Annotated in this window: 16 protein-coding genes; 6 read left to right on the top strand and 10 right to left on the bottom strand. The window is 65.8% G+C overall.

The window, feature by feature from the left end:
• Positions 1-330: 330 nt before the first annotated feature.
• Positions 331-1,869, bottom strand: coding sequence for an MFS transporter (locus QH168_RS13895; RefSeq protein ID WP_280235044.1), 1,539 nt, complete (start codon positions 1,867-1,869; stop codon positions 331-333).
• 156 nt (positions 1,870-2,025) lie between these two features.
• Here QH168_RS13895 and QH168_RS13890 point away from each other — a divergent pair, with 156 nt between their 5' ends.
• Positions 2,026-2,769, top strand: a complete 744-nt coding sequence (locus tag QH168_RS13890) for a TetR/AcrR family transcriptional regulator (protein WP_280235043.1) — start codon at positions 2,026-2,028, stop codon at positions 2,767-2,769.
• Between the two features lie 68 nt (positions 2,770-2,837).
• Here QH168_RS13890 and QH168_RS13885 read toward each other — a convergent pair whose 3' ends face one another.
• On the bottom strand, positions 2,838-4,307 hold the full coding sequence (locus tag QH168_RS13885; protein WP_280235042.1) for a catalase: 1,470 nt from the start codon (positions 4,305-4,307) through the stop codon (positions 2,838-2,840).
• A 52-nt stretch (positions 4,308-4,359) separates the two neighbouring features.
• Positions 4,360-4,800, bottom strand: a complete 441-nt coding sequence (locus tag QH168_RS13880; protein ID WP_280235041.1) for a Fur family transcriptional regulator — start codon at positions 4,798-4,800, stop codon at positions 4,360-4,362.
• 459 nt (positions 4,801-5,259) lie between these two features.
• Between QH168_RS13880 and QH168_RS13875 the strand changes: the two genes are divergently transcribed.
• A complete protein-coding gene (locus tag QH168_RS13875) occupies positions 5,260-6,498 on the top strand; it encodes a serine hydrolase domain-containing protein (RefSeq protein WP_432421093.1) in 1,239 nt (412 codons plus the stop codon).
• Positions 6,499-6,559: 61 nt separating this feature from the next.
• On the opposite strand, the gene QH168_RS13870 is transcribed toward QH168_RS13875, so the two are convergent.
• The 4 genes from QH168_RS13870 to QH168_RS13855 form a co-directional block, all read right to left on the bottom strand.
• Entirely contained in the window at positions 6,560-7,594 is a 1,035-nt protein-coding gene (locus tag QH168_RS13870; protein WP_280235039.1) for an aspartate-semialdehyde dehydrogenase, read from the bottom strand.
• Positions 7,595-7,596: 2 nt separating this feature from the next.
• Positions 7,597-8,862, bottom strand: a complete 1,266-nt coding sequence (locus tag QH168_RS13865; protein WP_280235037.1) for an aspartate kinase — start codon at positions 8,860-8,862, stop codon at positions 7,597-7,599.
• Positions 8,863-9,043: 181 nt separating this feature from the next.
• Positions 9,044-9,619 carry a dihydrofolate reductase family protein gene (locus tag QH168_RS13860; protein ID WP_280235036.1) on the bottom strand — a complete coding sequence of 192 codons (576 nt, stop codon included), beginning with the start codon at positions 9,617-9,619 and terminating at the stop codon, positions 9,044-9,046.
• 47 nt (positions 9,620-9,666) lie between these two features.
• Entirely contained in the window at positions 9,667-10,227 is a 561-nt protein-coding gene (locus tag QH168_RS13855) for a dihydrofolate reductase family protein (protein WP_280235035.1), read from the bottom strand.
• Between the two features lie 71 nt (positions 10,228-10,298).
• On the opposite strand from QH168_RS13855, the gene QH168_RS13850 reads away from it, so the two are divergent.
• From QH168_RS13850 to QH168_RS13835, 4 genes are all read left to right on the top strand, one after another.
• Positions 10,299-10,880: a TetR/AcrR family transcriptional regulator gene (locus QH168_RS13850; protein ID WP_432421092.1), complete on the top strand. Its 582-nt coding sequence runs from the start codon at positions 10,299-10,301 to the stop codon at positions 10,878-10,880.
• Positions 10,881-10,901: 21 nt separating this feature from the next.
• Complete coding sequence (locus QH168_RS13845; RefSeq protein ID WP_432421091.1) at positions 10,902-11,102, top strand: DUF1918 domain-containing protein; 201 nt, start codon at positions 10,902-10,904, stop codon at positions 11,100-11,102.
• 146 nt (positions 11,103-11,248) lie between these two features.
• Positions 11,249-11,707 (top strand): SRPBCC family protein, encoded by a 459-nt coding sequence (locus tag QH168_RS13840; RefSeq protein ID WP_280235032.1) that lies wholly within the window; start codon positions 11,249-11,251, stop codon positions 11,705-11,707.
• A 58-nt stretch (positions 11,708-11,765) separates the two neighbouring features.
• The gene (locus QH168_RS13835; RefSeq protein ID WP_280235031.1) at positions 11,766-12,977 is read left to right on the top strand and encodes a low temperature requirement protein A; all 1,212 of its coding nucleotides are present in this window, start codon (positions 11,766-11,768) and stop codon (positions 12,975-12,977) included.
• 9 nt (positions 12,978-12,986) lie between these two features.
• Here QH168_RS13835 and QH168_RS13830 read toward each other — a convergent pair whose 3' ends face one another.
• From QH168_RS13830 to QH168_RS13820, 3 genes are all read right to left on the bottom strand, one after another.
• Entirely contained in the window at positions 12,987-13,823 is an 837-nt protein-coding gene (locus tag QH168_RS13830; RefSeq protein WP_280235030.1) for an ion transporter, read from the bottom strand.
• A 100-nt stretch (positions 13,824-13,923) separates the two neighbouring features.
• Positions 13,924-15,558 (bottom strand): GMC oxidoreductase, encoded by a 1,635-nt coding sequence (locus QH168_RS13825; protein ID WP_280235073.1) that lies wholly within the window; start codon positions 15,556-15,558, stop codon positions 13,924-13,926.
• Between the two features lie 103 nt (positions 15,559-15,661).
• Entirely contained in the window at positions 15,662-16,423 is a 762-nt protein-coding gene (locus QH168_RS13820) for a sulfite exporter TauE/SafE family protein (protein ID WP_280235029.1), read from the bottom strand.
• Positions 16,424-16,644 lie beyond the last annotated feature (221 nt).

Here is a 16,644-nt window from a genome sequence, read left to right as displayed (position 1 = left end):
GTTCTTTTCCGGTGTGTTCCGGTGTTGACACAAACAATGCCGCCCCCGGCTTGGCGCGCCCTTAAGAAGAACTTGCAGCGTCGAAATCCCAGGTCGAGCGGCTCCGATCAGCGAAACTGGACCGGTTTGCGGCGCGGGTGCCCGATTCGCGCCATGATGGAAACAAGTGCGGCAACAAGATTGGGAGCGTCGATGGAAACCGTGGTCGTGTGGATGCTGGCCTGCGTGATGTACTGGTTCGGGATGCTGTAACGACCTCGTGGCACCCGCTGGACAGAAGAATCCGCCCCTGACCGGAACGGTCGGGGGCGGAATGCTTTCCGGGGCGTATCAGGAGACCGGCACGGTGGCAGGTTCCTCGGGTTCGACCGGGTCGGCTGCCGCGATACGGCCACGCATCAGCAGCAGTGACAGCACGGCCGCCCCGAGCACCGCGCAGGCACCGCCCACGAACGTCACCGACATCGCCGAGGTGAAGGCGTCTCTGGCGGCGGTGGCCAGGGCGCCGTCGCCCGCCGCCGCAGCCAGACCGAGCGCGTCGGTGATGGACTCGCGAGCGGCGTCGGGGGCCGCTTCGGGCATTTTGCCGGTGTAGGTGCTCGCCAGCACCGCACCCAGAACGGCGACACCGAGCGCGGCGCCTGCCTGCTGGACGGTGTCGTTGACCGCCGAACCGATGCCAGCGTGCTCTCCCGGCACCGCGCTCATCAAGGCGCCGATCACCGCGGGCATGGCCAGGCCCATACCGCAGCCGAGCACCGCGACCGCGGCTGCGGGCCGCCAGAACGGAACACCGACATCGAGCGTGGCGAGCGCCAGGAAGCCGCCGGCGGTGATCAACATGCCGGTCGCGACGACGCCGCGATGACCGACCTTGCCGACCAGGCTCGCGCCGAGCGCATTGAACACCAGCACGGTCGCGGCCATCGGCGTGAAGGCCAGCGCCGTCTCCATCGGCGAGTACTCGAGCACGAATTGCAGGTACTGGGTGAGCACGAGCAGCAGACCGCCATTGGCGAAGGTCAGCAGCACCAACGAGAAACTCGAGCCGGTGAACACCCGGTCGGCGAACAGCTCGAGCGGCACCATCGGCGCGGATGTATTGAGTTCGCGGATCACGAATCCGCCGAGACCGACGATCGCGACGACCAGCGCGGTGAGGGTGCCCGGCGCGGTGAAACCGTCGGTCGGGATGACGATGATGGTCCAGACCAACGCGGTCATACCGACGATGGAGAGTACGGCGCCGGGCAGATCGGACTTACGCCACGGCCCCTTCGACTCCGGCATCAAGACCAGCGCGGCCACGATCGCCAACACCACGATCGGCACGTTCAGAACGAAGACCGAACCCCACCAGAAGTGATCGAGCAGCATGCCGCCGAGCACCGGACCACCGACCAGCCCGACCACCGAGACCGCACTCCACGCCGCGATGGCGCGTGGGCGCTCCTGCTCGTCGAAGACGGTGATCAGGATCGACAGCGTGCTCGGCATGATCAGCGCGCCACCGATGCCCATGATCACCCGGCCCGCGATCAGCAGTTCCGGGGTGGTGGCGAAGGCGGCGAGCACCGAGGACGCGCCGAACAGGATCAACCCGACCACCATCACCAAGCGCCTTCCGTAGCGGTCGGACAGGCTGCCCGAGGTCAGTAGCAGTCCGGCGAACACCAGGATGTAAGAGTCGATGATCCACTGGATGTCCTGTGCGTCGGCGTCCAGATCGGTGGCGATCTGCGGCACCGCGACATTCAGCACCATGTTGTCGACGACCAGCACCAGGCTGCTCAGGCACAACACCACCAGGATGAGCCAGCGGCGCGGATCGCGCTGCTGCGGTGCGCTCACTTCCGTCTTGTCGGTCATTTCGTGAACCTTCCCGGTAATCGTTCCGCACAGCGTGCGTTATTCCGAACACTGTACGGTCGCCGCACAGTGTTCGCAATACTGAACGCCGTTCAGAGAAGCGAACACCGTGCGGGAGACCGCTATGCTGGGAAAGCAGCGACAAAAGGAGGAAGCGTGGCCGTCGAGAAGCATGAGGTTCCGTCGGTATGGGCCCGCCCGCAGCGGCGACAGCGGGAGCAGCCGGCGCTGAGCCGGGCCCAGATCGTGGCCGAGGCGATCCGGCTACTGGATACCGAGGGCATTGCCGCGCTGAGCATGCGCAAGCTCGGGGCCAAGCTCAATGCGGGGGCGACATCGCTGTACACGCACGTCGCCAACAAGGACGAGCTGCTCGAACTGGTCACCGACGAGGTCTTCGGCGAACTACCCACCATGTCGGTGCCCGACCCGAGCCGATGGCGCGCCGCGACCATGCGGTTCGGCCAGGAACTCAGGGCGACGATCCTGCGCCATCCCTGGCTGGCGGCGGTGGTCGGCGAGGTAGGCACGCTCTACCTCGGACCGAACATGATGCGGGTCTCGAATTCGGTGCTGGCCACCCTGGAGGCGGCCGGATTCACGATGGAGGAAGCCGATCACGCCATGAACACAGTCTCGTCCTACGTCCTCGGCAACGCGACGGTCGAGGCGGCGTCGATGATCATGGTCGCGCGCAGCGGGATGGACGAGGTGGAGTGGATGCGTCGGCTGTGGCCGGCCGCCGAAGCCGCCGCCCGCCCCTTTCCCACCGTGCACAAACGCTATCTCGTGCGACCGGACGAAGTAGCGAACCCACGTTCGCGCGATGAATCGTTCATCCACGAACTCGGTTTGATCCTCGACGGCATCACTCCGGCCACGATCGGCGGGCGCGAATAGCCGCGCCATAGCCGGATACGAGTGATGCCCCCGGCCGGTGCGGCTCGGGGGCATCATCGTCGATACGGTCAGGCGTTGCCGTTGAGACCGGCCCGCACGCCTTCCTCGACGCGCTTGCCCAGATCTTCGTCCACGTTCTTCCAGTACTCGAAGACCCGGCTCAGCACCGGCTCCCGCACACCGTCGAGCACGTGGCCGACGATATTGTTCACCAGCCGGTCGCGCTGCTCATCGTCGAGCACCTCGCGGACCAGGGTGCCGGGCTGGGTGAAATCACCGTCCTCGGCGTGCTGGATGTAGCCCGCGCGCACCGCCTTGCCGTCGAACTCCCACAGGCCGCCGTCACCGGCGAGTTCCGGGTCGGCGTGTGGGCCGCCGTAGGAGTTCGGCGCGTACACCGGGACCTCCGGGGCATTGAAGTCGTAGCGCATCGCGCCCTCCTTGGAGTAGGAGTTGACCTCCGCGGCGCGTGGTGCGTTGGGCGGCAGCTGGGCGTAGTTGGTGCCGATACGGTAGCGGTGGGCGTCGGCATAGGCGAACACCCGGCCGAGCAGCATCTTGTCCGGCGAGTAGCCGATACCGGGCACGATGTTCGACGGCTCGAACGCGGCCTGCTCGATCTCGACGAAGAAGTTGCGCGGATTGCGGTTGAGTGTCCACTTGCCGACTTCGATCAGCGGGTAGTCCTTCTTGGACCAGACCTTGGTGAGGTCGAACGGGTTGAATCGGTAGCTCTCGGCCTCATCGAGCGGCATGATCTGCACATAGACGGTCCAGCTGGGGAAATCACCGCGCTCGATGGCATCCCACAGATCCTTGCGATGCAGGTCGGGGTCGGAGCCCGCAAGCCGGTCGGCCTCGGCCTGGGTCAGGAAATCCTGGCCCTGATCGGTGCGGAAGTGGTATTTCACCCAGACCCGCTGGCCCTCGGCATTGATCCACTGATAGGTGTGCGAACCGTAGCCGTTCATATGCCGATAGCTCTTCGGCACACCGCGATCGCCCATCAGCCAGGTGACCTGATGCGCCGACTCCGGGCGCAGGGTCCAGAAATCCCACTGCATGTTGTGGTCGCGCAGGCCCGAGCCGGGCAGACGCTTCTGTGAACGGATGAAGTCGGGGAACTTGATGGAGTCCTTGATGAAGAAGACCGGGGTGTTGTTGCCGACGAGGTCGTAATTGCCGTCCTCGGTGTAGAACTTCATCGCGAAACCCCGTGGGTCACGCCAGGTATCGGGGCTGCCCTGCTCACCGGCGACGGTGGAGAAACGCACCAGCGATTCGGTGCGTGCGCCGGGCTGGAACAGTTTGGCCTTGGTGTACTTCGCGATCTCCGGGTTGGTCACCACGAGTTCGCCGTAGGCGCCCGCGCCCTTGGCGTGCACGATGCGCTCTGGCACCCGCTCCCGGTTGAACTGGGCGAGCTTCTCGATCAGGTAGTGGTCGTGCAGCAGAACGGGGCCTTGGGTACCCGCTGTCAGCGATTCGTTATCGCTTTCGACGGCGATGCCGGAGTTGGTGGTTGTCGGCTTGGTCATATCGAAGCCTCCTCAGCTGTTCAACGGACCCGGGTGGGCTGACCCGGGACTGTCAGGGTGTCGGCCGTCGGTCCGGACGGCAGTTCGGGCACAGGCCCCAGAAGACGACCTCCGCCTCATCGATGGCGAAACCGTGTTCGTCGTCGGGTTGTAGACAGGGGGCGCTGCCGACGACACAGTCCACGTCCACGACCGTGCCGCAGTTTCTGCACACCAGGTGGTGATGGTTGTCCCCGGTCCTGGCCTCGTAGAGCGCCGCCGACCCGGCCGGTTCGATGCGCCGCAGGATGCCGGCGCGGACGCAGGCGTGCAGCACGTCGTAGACGGCCTGGGTGGAGACCGAGCCCAGATGTTCGCGGACGGTGACGGCGAGGGTGTCGGCGTCGGAATGCGGACGAGCCGCGACCGCGTCGAGCACCGCGACCCGCGGGGCGGTGACCCGCAGACCGGCCGCGCGCAACTGCTCGCGGGTATCGGTGCCGTCGGTGTGCATACGTCGAGTCTCCACCTTTTCTGGAATTAGTCAAGAAAATAACCGGACGATTGCCGAGTCGATGACGCGCGGCCCAGTGTAGTGATACCGATCACTTCTGTGGCCCGGAATAGTTCTCGACAGGCGCTCGTTGATACCCGCTGTCGGTGTCCGAGCAGCCCCGGGCCTCACCCCATTCGTCGCTACGAGCGACCACTCGCCGAGAGGCGCTTGCCGGGCATCGACTCGTGAGTCGTGACGTCGGCGTGACGTCCGGCGACCAGGCGCCGCCAGGTTTCCCCCGACCTGGCGGCGTTTCGCATATGACGCCCCGGTGGGGGTGGGAGCGTTAATCTGATCCGCATGGGGCGTTTGGGTGGACTCCTCGTAGGAGTCACGGCTGTTGCACTGGTAGCGGGGCACGTATTCGCCGCATCCGCAGGAGCGGCACCGGCCGCCGCCGCGACCGTCGAATGCTCCGTGCAATCAGGTCGCGACCCCCAGCGAGCCGAACCCGAAGCGGTCGGACTCGACGCGCAGCGGCTCGCCGACGCACTCGCCTTCGCGAGCACCCGGAATCGGTTGAACGTTCAGGTCTTCCGGCACAACTGTCTCATCGGCGAGGGCCCGACCAATGATCAGACCGGCCAGGTGGCGTGGAATGTCTGGAGCGTCACCAAGAGCATCGTCTCGCTGCTCGCCGGAATCGCCTCGGACCAGGGAAAACTCGATATCTCGGCACCGATCGGCCGGTATCTTCCGCCGGAACTGGGTGATCAGCAGCGGCGCGCGATCACCGTGGAGAATCTGCTGACCGAATCGTCGGGGATGCGCGTTGGCGTGGTCACCGAAGGAATCACCGGCGTGATTCCGCTCGATCCGAACAGCGCGGTACAGGCCCTCGGTGTGCCACTCGACCATGAACCCGGCACCGTATTCAGTTACAGCCAGCGCAATGTCGATCTGCTGTCGTATGTGATCGAACTGGCCGTCGGCGAGCCGCTCCAGCAGTTCGCGCAGCGTGAGCTGTTCGATCCGCTCGGTATCGCACGGAGCGACTACTACTGGGCTCGCGACCGCGTCGGACACACCTACGGCTACGCGCATCTGATGATCCCGCCCGACGATCTGGCCAAGCTCGGGCTGCTCGTCGCCAACGACGGACGTTGGGGTGCAAGGCAACTGGTCTCACAGGGCTATCTGGACAAGGCCCGCAGCCCGTCGGCGACCAACCACTGCTACGGGTACCTGTTCTGGATCGGGCCCGCCTGCGCGGAGAACGCGAGCTTCCTGCCGCCGGATATGTACTCCATGGCGGGCATGGGTATGCAGAACGTCTTCGTCTTCCCGAGCCAGGATCTGACCGTGATGTGGACCGGGATGTACGGCAACGTCAGCGCGTACGGACCGTCCGGCGTGATCCAGAACATGGCCGAACTGCCGCACGAGTTCTTCCGCCGACTGTTCGCCGCCTTCCACGAGCCGCCGGTGCCCGATCCGGGACCGTACGTCGAACCGCCGTTGACGCTGGACCCGAACGCCTTCATCGATACCGATATCCTGCTCGCCATCGTCGGCGTCGGCCCGTCGGCCTATCCGGGCTGCAATGTCTTCGACTGCCTGAACCAGCCGCTGCGACCACCCTTCAGCGACGCACCACCGGGTTGCGCGATCCTGGCCTGCCTCGGACCCGATCCACGCACACCAGGTATCCGCTGACAACGAGAGCCCGGCCGCCACTGCGCATCGGCAGCGGCGGCCGGGCTCCGTCGTTTCGGACTCAGCGGTCGGCGAGCAGAACTTCCGCGATCTGAATGGTGTTGAGCGCGGCGCCCTTACGCAGATTGTCACCGGAGATGAACAGCGCGAGACCGCGGCCGTCGGGCACACCGGGGTCCTGACGGATCCGGCCGACGAGCGATTCGTCGCCACCGGCCGCCTGCAACGGCGTCGGAACGTCGACCAGCTTTACGCCGGGCGCCTTGGCCAGGATCTCCTGCGCCCGAACCACCGACAGCGGTTCGGCGAACTCGGCATTCACCGACAGCGAGTGCCCGGTGAACACCGGAACCCGCACACAGGTGCCGCTCACCAGCAGGTCGGGGAGGCCGAGGATCTTGCGGCTCTCGTTGCGCAGCTTCTGATCCTCATCGGTCTCACCGGAGCCGTCGTCGACCAGTGATCCGGCCAGCGGCAGCACATTGAATGCGATCGGCGCGACGTACTTGTCCGGTGCGGGGAAATCGACCGCACCCCCGTCGTGGGTGAGCTTCTCCGCCTCGTCGATCACGGCGCGGGCCTGTGAGGCCAGCTCCGCCACACCGGCGAGACCGCTACCGGACACCGCCTGGTAGCTGGACACGATGAGCCTGCGCAACCCGGCGATATCGTGCAGCGGCTTGAGCACCGGCATCGCGGCCATGGTGGTGCAGTTGGGGTTGGCGATGATGCCCTTGACCAGATTGCGGGTCTGCTCCGGGTTCACCTCGCTGACCACCAGCGGGACCTCGGGGTCCTTGCGCCAGGCCGAGGAGTTGTCGATGACCGTCACACCGGCGGCGGCGAAGCGCGGCGCCTGCACCCGCGACATCGTGGCGCCCGCGGAGAACAGCGCGATATCGAGCCCGGACGGATCGGCGGTCTCGGTGTCTTCCACCACGATCTCGCCGCCGCGCCAGGGCAGCGTCTTACCCGCGGACCTGGCCGAGGCGAAGAACCGCACCTCATCGGCCGGGAAGTTCCGCTGTTCCAGCAGCGCGCGCATGACGGCGCCGACCTGACCGGTCGCGCCGACGACACCTACCCGTACTCCCATGATCAGCGCCCCGTTCCCGCGTGCACGACGGCGACCTCGTCGCCACCGAGGTCGAATGCCCGGTGCAGCACCTTGACCGCCTCGTCGAGCTGGGATTCCGCGACCAGCACGGAGATGCGGATCTCCGAGGTGGAGATCAGGTCGATGTTCACTCCGGCCTCGGCCAGCGATTCGCAGAACGTCGCCGTGACGCCGGGATGGCTCTTCATTCCGGCGCCGACCAGCGAGACCTTGCCGATGTTCTCATCGAAGCGCACCTCGGAGAAGCCGATCTCAGCCTTACGCTCGGCCAGGATCTGCACCGCGCGCACGAGTTCGCTCTTGGGCAGGGTGAAGGTGATGTCGGTCTTGCCGGTCTCCACTTCGGAGACGTTCTGCAACACCATGTCGATATTGATTTCCGCGTCGGCGACCGCCCGGAACACCTTGGCGGCGTAGCCCGGTTCGTCCGGCAGGCCGACGACAGTCACCTTGGCCTCGCTGCGATCGTGCGCAACGCCGGTCAGGATTGCCTGCTCCATCGGGATGTCCTCCATCGATCCGTAAACGGTGGTGCCCACCTTGTCGGTGTACGACGAGCGCACATGCACGGGCACGTTGTAGCGCCGCGCGTACTCCACACAACGCAGCATCAAGACTTTCGATCCGCACGCGGCCATCTCCAGCATCTCCTCATAGGAGACCTGCTCGAGCTTCTGCGCGTCCGAGACGATCCGCGGGTCGGCGGTGAACACGCCGTCGACATCGGTGTAGATCTCGCAGACATCGGCCTTCAGCGCCGCGGCCAATGCGACGGCGGTGGTGTCGGAGCCGCCGCGACCGAGGGTGGTGACGTCCTTGCTGTCCTGGCTCACGCCCTGGAAGCCCGCGACGAGAACGATCAGTCCCTCGTCGAGCGCTTCCCGGAGCCGACCCGGCGTGACGTCGATGATCTTGGCCTTACCGTGCGCGCCGGTGGTGATGACACCCGCCTGGGAGCCGGTGAACGAGCGCGCCTGCTCGCCGAGCGTGTGGATTGCCATCGCGACCAGGGCATTGGAGATGCGCTCACCCGAAGTGAGCAGCATGTCCATCTCGCGGGCCGGCGGCTCCGGGGAGACCTGCTGGGCCAGATCCAGCAGCTCGTCGGTCGTATCGCCCATTGCCGAGCAGACCACGACCACCTCGTGCCCCTGCTTCTTCGTTTCGACGATCCGTTCAGCGACGCGCCGGATGCGTTCGGCCGAGGAGACCGACGATCCTCCGTACTTCTGAACAACGAGAGCCACGTCAGGGTCCTCCCAGATCGACAAACAAGCTGATTCCAGTGCTTCAGCGTACCGGCCCTGATCCAGGCATTTCGGGGCTACCTCCGAGCCTGTGGAAAAGGACACAACGGCACCGGATCTCGTTTGATATCGATGCCGACGGGCTATTGCCGCCGGTGACCGGCCTGTTCGACCAGCCGGTTCAGGCCCGGGTGAGCCAGGTGACCTGCGTGCCGTTACTGAACTCCCGGCGCTTGCTCGGCGTGAACAGCGTCGGGCGGAACGGGCCGTCGAACGCACGGATTCCGGCGCCTGCCGATACCGGATAGCTCTTGATGATCAGTTCGTCGATCTCGTCGATGAGTGCGCCCGCGAGTTTGCCGCCGCCCGCCAGCCAGATGTCCATACCGTCCTCCTGCTTCAGCCGGCGCACCAGCGCCACCGGATCGGACGACACCAGTTCGACGGCCGGGTCCTCGATCCGCTCGAGCGTCGTGGAGACGACGTACTGACGCATATGCGAGTACGGGCTGGTGATGCCGACGGCGAGGCCGGGTTCGTAGGTGCCGCGGCCCATCACCAGGGTGTCGAAGTTCTTGTTCGGCGTGCCGGGCGCGACACCGAAATGGGGCTGGGCGTGCGTCGGGAGGGTTTCCGGGTAGTCGGCGCCGATCCATTCGGTGAAGTCCGGTGGGAGCGGAAAGAATTCGATGCCGCCGTCCGGGCCGGCGATGTAGCCGTCGAGGGTCATGCCGACGTAGTAGACGAGCTTTCGCATAGGGGGTCCTGCTTTCTCGGAGAGTTCAGCGTGTGTCGGTGGCCGATTCAGGCGCGCGAGTACCAGGTGACCTGGTTTCCGCTGTCGAAGTTCTTGCGCTCGGTGGGGACGAACAGGGTCGGATTGAACGCGTCGGTGAAGGCTGCGATGCCTGAGCCCGCGACGACCGGGTAGCTCTTGATGATCAACTCGTCGATCTCGTCGAGCAGCGCGCCGGCGAGTGTGGCGCCGCCGCAGAGCCAGATGTCGAGACCGTCGGCTCGCTTCAGCTCCCGCACAAGAGCGCCCGGATCACCGGAGACCACCTCTACGGCAGGATCGGCGCCCTCGAGGGTGCTGGAAATGACGTACTGCTTCATGGGCGGAAAGGGGTTGCGCACGCCGACTTCATAGGTACTACGACCCATCAGCACCATGTCCCAGTGCTTGTTCGGCGTATCCACCGGCATCCCGATATGCGGCCGAATATCGCTCGGTATCGAGTCCGGGAACTCGGCGCACATCCATTCGGTGTACTCATCGCTGCCCGGATAGAAGTCGAACTCACCGCCCGGACCCGCGATGTATCCGTCCAGTGAGACGGCAACGTAGTAGACAAGCTTTCGCATCTGCACCACCCGATGTGTTGTACTCTGTTTGTAGTGATTTCAACGTAGTACTACGAATGGAGTGGTGTCAAGTGCGGACCAACCCCGAACGTCGGCAAGCGCTGGTCGACGCGGCGATCGAAGTCCTCGCCCGCGAGGGAGCGCGCGGGCTGACCTTTCGCGCAGTGGACAAGGAGGCGGGCGTCCCGGCGGGGACGGCGTCGAACTATTTCGCCAACCGCGACGATCTGCTGACCCAGACCGGCAGCCGGTTCTATGAACGACTGGAGCCGAGCCCGGCGATGATGGCCAAACTCGGCGGACCGCGGACCAGGGAGACGGTCACCGAGTTGATGACCGACGTCGTCGACCGGCTCGAAACGTTCCGCACCGGCTCCCTCGCCCTACTGGAACTGCGCCTGGAGGCGACCCGGCGGCCGGAATTGCGCAAGGTACTCACCGAACGGGTTCGCGCCGATATCGAATACAACGTCCGCAACCACATCGATTCGGGCATGCCCGGCGACGAGGACACGGTGCTACTGCTCTACCTGGCCCTGAACTGGCTGATCGTGGACCGGCTCACCCTGCCCGAGATCTTCACCGCGGAGCAGAGCCGCCACCTGATCGAGACCGCCGTCGCGCGCGCCATAGCAGAACCGAACGGGTTGTGATGTGCACCACTGTCCCCGATAATGGGAGCCATGATGGCGAACGTCGGAGATCGGCTCCATGTGCACGGTCACATCGTGGGCGACCATGATCATCTCGGCGAGATCGTCGAGGTGCGAGGACCGGACGGTTCACCCCCGTACATCGTGCGTTTCGAGGATGGACACGAGTCGCTGGTGTACCCGGGACCCGATGCGACGGTAGAGCCACCGGGCTCGAACTGATCCTCACATTTCGGTCACGACGCAGGCCTGAATCGGCCGCCGACCAACCGTATAGCTACCTACGCGACCGTAGGCGCAGTGTTGACGATCACTGTGCCGCCGGAGACAATCGGCGCGTTGGTAATGCGGGGGTGCGGAGGTAAGACATGCGTACGAAGACCGATATCCGATTCGTCGTCGACACCGACCCCGCGCAGGTCATGGATGCATTGGCGGCAGTGGAAATGCTTCCGGATTGGTCGTCGTCCTACACCGATGCGCGCGTGGCCACCCGTGATGACGAGGGCAGACCGCGCCGGGTTTTCGTCAAGGCGGAAATGATGGGCAGCAACGACCTCCAGGTCCTCGAATACGACTGGGAGGTCGACCGCTCCTCCTGGGAGGTCGTCGACAGCACCCGCGGGGTGAAGGGCGGCGGCTTCTTCGAGGTGACCGAGACCGATGAGGGCACCCACGTCTGGTACCACACCGAGCTGTACCTGCCCATTCCCGTTCCCGGCTTCCTGCTCAAGCGCTCCGTGCGCCGCGCGAACGAGGCGATGGTGCAGACCTTCATCGAGTTCGCCGAACGATTTCCCGAAACGGAAACGTTTCAAACCGCATGAGGAATGAACCCGCCTGTCCGGCGGGTGCGGCAGCCGATGAGCTGCCACGATGTGATCCATGATCGGATCCACACGAGCACGGCTGCGACCGATGGCCGAGGGTTCTTCGGTGACGCAGCTCGAGCTGTTCTTCGACCTGGTCCTGGTCTTCGCGTTCACGATGGTCACCGACCTGGCCGCGGAAGAGACCACGGCGAAGAACCTGCTGCGCGCGCTGCTGTGCCTGGCCCTGATGTGGTGGCTGTGGATCTCCTACTCCTGGCTGGGCAATCTGGTCCGCGCGGATGAGGGCATCGCGCGGATCGCCATGTTCGTCGCCATGGGCGGTGCGTTCATCGCCGCGCTCACCATCCCCGAGGCCTTCGACGATCTGGCGGGCGGCTGGTTCGGACCGCTGGTGTTCGCCATCGCCTACCTGGTGGTCCGACTCGTCCACCTGGTGATGATGTGGCTGGTGAGCGCCGGTGACACCCAGTTGCGCGGGCAGCTCCTGCGCTGGGCGGTCGGCTCGATCACCCTCGGCACCACGCTGCTCGTGGTCGCGGCACTCACCGAGGGCCGGGTGCAGATCGCCCTGTGGCTCGCCGCGATCGCGGGCGATTGGGTGTGGACACGATTCGCGGGCGCCGAATGGCGGCTCGCCTCGGCCAGTCACTATTCCGAGCGGTACGGGCTGATCATCATCGTCGCGCTGGGTGAATCCATCGTCTCCATCGGCATCGGAGTCTCCGGGCTGCCCATCTCCTGGCCGATCACCCTCGCCTCGATGCTCGGCCTCGCCATCTCCGGTCTGCTGTGGTGGGCCTATTTCGACGTCGCCGCGCTCACCGTGGAACACGCCCTACAGCGTGCGACCGGCACACGGCAGATCAAGATCGCCCAGATGTGCTACATGTACTGGCATTTCCCGATGATCGCCGGGATCATCGGCCTGTCGCTCGGGCTCAAGAAGGTGCTGTACTACGTCGGCGACGAATCCCATCACACGCTGCACGACGCCCTGTACGGGATTCCGCTCGGCGCCCTGTACGGCGGCGTGGCGATCTATCTCATCGGGCTGATCGGGTTCAAACAGTATGCGACCGGCAATCTGTCCACGGCGCGCATCGTCACGGTGGTCGCGCTGATCGCGCTTGCTCCCCTGGCCGCAGCGGTTCCGGCCCTCGCCGCGCTGATCATGCTGTTCGTCGTACTGGCCGCACTGATCGGCTGGGAGACCGTCCGGCACGCGGGTGTGCGGGACCAGATCCGGCACGCCGCCGCCGAATAGGCCCGGCGCTCAGCGCGGGAAGTGGTGGCGCACAGTGCGTTCCAGTGGGGTGGGGCCGTAGGCCGATGGCGGCACCTTCACACCGTTGCGCAGCGCGTCGCGGATCTGATCGATGTTCTCCCGCAACAGATCCGAGACGAGCTCATCGGTACGCGGATCATCGAGGAACTGGAACAGAATACGGAAGACGGTGTCGGCGACCAGCCGGATGATGTCGTCGTGGAACGGCAGATAGCGGACCCGGCCCGCCTGTGGATCGTTCTTGATCAACTCGACGATCATATCGTCGAGTTCCTTGCGATTCTCCTCCAGTGCGGCGGCGATGTTCTGGGTGTAGTGGCCCGCCCGCAGGGCGTGCGCGACCTCGTCGAGCACGGCCATGGTCACGGGCTGTTTGATCGTCTCCACGATGGTGCCGACCGAACGATTGATCACCGCGGCGGTGACCCGGTCGCCGAACACCCGGTCGGCCACGCGGGCCAACCGCACCAGGATCACCACGATCCGCAGCAGCCGGAAACCACGCAGCCACGGGGTGGTCACCGGGATCATGCCGAGCACTTCGTACCAGTAGACGAACGGGAAGGTCCACGGCCAGCCCGCCCGGCGCCACCGCCAGAGGAATTCGACGGCGAAGATCGCGCAGATGCTGAAGTCGGTGATCACGATGGTCCGGTAGGTCTGCTCGGACACCTCGAAGAAGGTGATCCAGCAGACCAGCACCACCGAGACGATGGCGAGCCCGAGCATCACGAAATCCATCCACAGGGTGGGCGGCTTACGCGGGAAATCGTCCGGTTCGGGCGCCCCGTCCAGGCCATAACCGGTGGGCGACGCTACTGCCACGTGAGGATCCCTTCGATGCCGAACGACCCAGCCGACGGTAATACCGGGCGGGCATTCGACGCTGGTTTTCGCTTCGTTCCGGTGTGCCGCCGCCGACAGCTCACCGTCCGGCGCGGATGATGGCCTCGATATTGCGTTCGGCGAGCGCGGTGATGGTGAGCGAGGGATTCACCGTCGCGGTGCTACCGGGGATCGCCGCGCCGTCCATGACGTACAGACCGGGATGACCGTGCACCCGGCCGTAGCCGTCGGTGGCGCGGCCGAGTACCGCACCACCCAGCGGATGCGCGGTGAACAGGGCGTTGGCGTCGTAGCCGAGGGCGCTGTATTCGACCAGCGCACCGGCCCGTTCGGCGATCTTCTGATCGACGGCGCGCGCGGTGGCCACCGTCTGATCCCGATTGCTGGTCGACCAGGTCAGCCCCACCGAATCGGAGCCGCGGTCGTAGCCCATGCGCGCGCGGGTCGGATCGAGCACCATGCCGAGGGAGGCCAGCGCCCCGGTTTCGAACGGAATGCCGGGGATGTACCAGTTCTCCAGGGTGAGCGGCACCGTGGAATCGTCGAAGATCCGGCTGGCGCTCGGCACGCCCTGGCCGAAGCCCGCGACCTCGCTGGCGCCGCGGGCCAGCACCACATCACCGTTGGTGCCCCAGCCCGCGCCGATGTGTTCGTTGAGATTCGGCAACGCACCGGTGGCCTGGGCCCGGACCAGCAGTTCGGTGCTGCCGATCGAGCCAGCGCCGAGGAAGAGCTGATCGCAGGTCAGGGTGCGGGTACGCAGGACATCCCCGGTCGGGGACAGTTTCGTCACGGTGACCGAATATCGTCCGCCCGGCTCCTGTGCGATGGCGTCGACTCGATGGCCGGGGAAGATCGCGCACCGTCCGGTGTCCTCGGCGTAGCGCAGATAGTTCTGGTCGAGTGCGAACTTCGCGCCGTTGGAGTTGCCGAGATTGCTGCGGGCCACGGTCGCCGATGGCCGGCTGCGACCGGCGAGTTCATCGCGCAGGATGTTCCAGTTGAAGATCGAATCATTGGGCACCGGCTGATATCCGGCCTTACGGACCTGATCGTCCCAGGCGCGCGCATGGGTGAACGGCGCCGACTGGTAGATATCGGCGGGCATCGCATCCAAACGCAGCATCTGCCGCACGCGCGGGAAGTAGACGCGATCGAGTTCGCCGTAATCGACGACACCGCCGAAGACATGATCGAACAGCGCGCGCTCGGGCGCGATCATCGCGCCGCTGAACACGATCGAGCCGCCGCCGACCGCGGCCGCACGCCACACATCGATGCCCGGATATTCGGTGACGTCGAGCACCCCGCCGAAATCCGCGAACCGCATCGGCACCTTCGTCACGCCGGTGAACGAGGTGCGATGCCAGAAACCGCGACCATCGGGCAGATCATCGCCGGTGAAGACTTCCCGCCACGGATCATTGGGCCAGCGCGAACCCCGCTCGAGCACCGTGGTGACCACCCCGGCCTGGGCCAGCCGCAGAGCCGCGACGGCCGCGCCGAATCCGGATCCGATGACGATGGCAGGCGAATGCTCGGCCGGATCCGGTAGCGGCGCGAAGATCTCCGGCACCCATTCACGGAACAGCTCATCCCAGATCGGATCGGCACCCGCCGTGGCCGCACCGGCCGTCGATCCGAGGACCCCCAGCAATGTCGCCGCACCCACCGCCTCGAGGAAGGCACGCCTATCCACTTCCGCCACCTCCATATTCACGCGCGCGGCCCGACGGAGATTACCGGCATTCGCCGTTATTGAACAGATCTCGTTCACCACCGCTGGCGTTACCCGAGCCCGCCTGCGCGAGGCGTGCTCAGCTGGTCAGCAGACGCACCACGGCGACCGTGCCGACGACGACGATCACCGCCCGCAGCACCGTCGGCGAGAGCTTGCGACCCACGCGAGCGCCGAGTTGCCCACCGATGATGGAGCCCGCCGCGATCAGCACGACGGCCTCCCAGGCGATATCGGCGACGACGATGAAGATGGCCGCCGACACCGCGTTCACCAACAGTGCGAGCATGTTCTTGACCGCGTTGAGCCGCTGCAACTCGTCGTGCACGAACACACCGAGCAGCCCGATCAGCAGCACACCCTGGGCGGCGCCGAAATAACCGCCGTAGATCCCGGTCGCATAGATCGAGCCGAACAGCACCGGCCCGCCGTGTTCGGGCGCGGTATCGGCGTCGCGGCGACTGCGCACCCAGGCCGCCAGCCGCGGTTGCACCACCACAAGCACCAGCGCCGCGATGATCAACACCGGAACGATGGCCTTGAACGCCTGCTCCGGCATGGTCAGCAGGGCCACGGCGCCGGTGATCGCGCCGAGCAGCGAGGCCACCCCGAGCCGCAGCAACCGCGGCCCCTGCCCGGCCAGCTCACGCCGATAGCCGATCACCCCGCTCACCGAGCCGGGCACCAGCCCGACGGTATTGGACACATTCGCCGTCACCGGCGGATAGCCGATGGCAAGCAGCACCGGAAAGGTGATCAGGGTGCCCGATCCGACGATGGTATTGATTCCGCCCGCGGCCACACCGGCCGCGAACACGGCCAGCTGTTCCCACAATGTCATCCACGATCCTCACGTCCCGTCGGACCGCGGTGGTCCGTACAAGCGCTCACGGTCAGCGACGCTATCGGTACCGGCCTTTGGCCGACGAATCCGGGCGCGGTAAACTGGCCGCCATCATGCAGCGGGCACTTCTTCTCGGCCGCCGCGACGGGGTCTGATCGGACCGGCCTCCCGTCGCGGGGTTCTGCCGCGCCGGTCGACCCGCTATCGGGAACACACCC

Origin of the sequence: Nocardia cyriacigeorgica (assembly GCF_029868385.1) — a bacterium.
GTDB lineage: Bacteria > Actinomycetota > Actinomycetes > Mycobacteriales > Mycobacteriaceae > Nocardia > Nocardia cyriacigeorgica_F.
Note: the sequence above shows the minus strand (reverse complement) of the source record. Positions and strands in the feature narration are given on the sequence as shown.

What these genes read in the sequence shown, in the direction of transcription:
- QH168_RS13885 (WP_280235042.1), bottom strand. Translation starts at nt 4,307, where the DNA reads ATGACCAAGCCGACAACCACCAACTCCGGCATCGCCGTCGAAAGCGAT.
- QH168_RS13895 (WP_280235044.1), bottom strand. Translation starts at nt 1,869, where the DNA reads ATGACCGACAAGACGGAAGTGAGCGCACCGCAGCAGCGCGATCCGCGC.
- QH168_RS13825 (WP_280235073.1), bottom strand. Translation starts at nt 15,558, where the DNA reads ATGGAGGTGGCGGAAGTGGATAGGCGTGCCTTCCTCGAGGCGGTGGGT.
- QH168_RS13840 (WP_280235032.1), top strand. Translation starts at nt 11,249, where the DNA reads ATGCGTACGAAGACCGATATCCGATTCGTCGTCGACACCGACCCCGCG.
- QH168_RS13880 (WP_280235041.1), bottom strand. Translation starts at nt 4,800, where the DNA reads ATGCACACCGACGGCACCGATACCCGCGAGCAGTTGCGCGCGGCCGGT.
- QH168_RS13860 (WP_280235036.1), bottom strand. Translation starts at nt 9,619, where the DNA reads ATGCGAAAGCTCGTCTACTACGTCGGCATGACCCTCGACGGCTACATC.
- QH168_RS13835 (WP_280235031.1), top strand. Translation starts at nt 11,766, where the DNA reads ATGATCGGATCCACACGAGCACGGCTGCGACCGATGGCCGAGGGTTCT.
- QH168_RS13870 (WP_280235039.1), bottom strand. Translation starts at nt 7,594, where the DNA reads ATGGGAGTACGGGTAGGTGTCGTCGGCGCGACCGGTCAGGTCGGCGCC.
- QH168_RS13820 (WP_280235029.1), bottom strand. Translation starts at nt 16,423, where the DNA reads ATGACATTGTGGGAACAGCTGGCCGTGTTCGCGGCCGGTGTGGCCGCG.
- QH168_RS13855 (WP_280235035.1), bottom strand. Translation starts at nt 10,227, where the DNA reads ATGCGAAAGCTTGTCTACTACGTTGCCGTCTCACTGGACGGATACATC.
- QH168_RS13845 (WP_432421091.1), top strand. Translation starts at nt 10,902, where the DNA reads ATGGGAGCCATGATGGCGAACGTCGGAGATCGGCTCCATGTGCACGGT.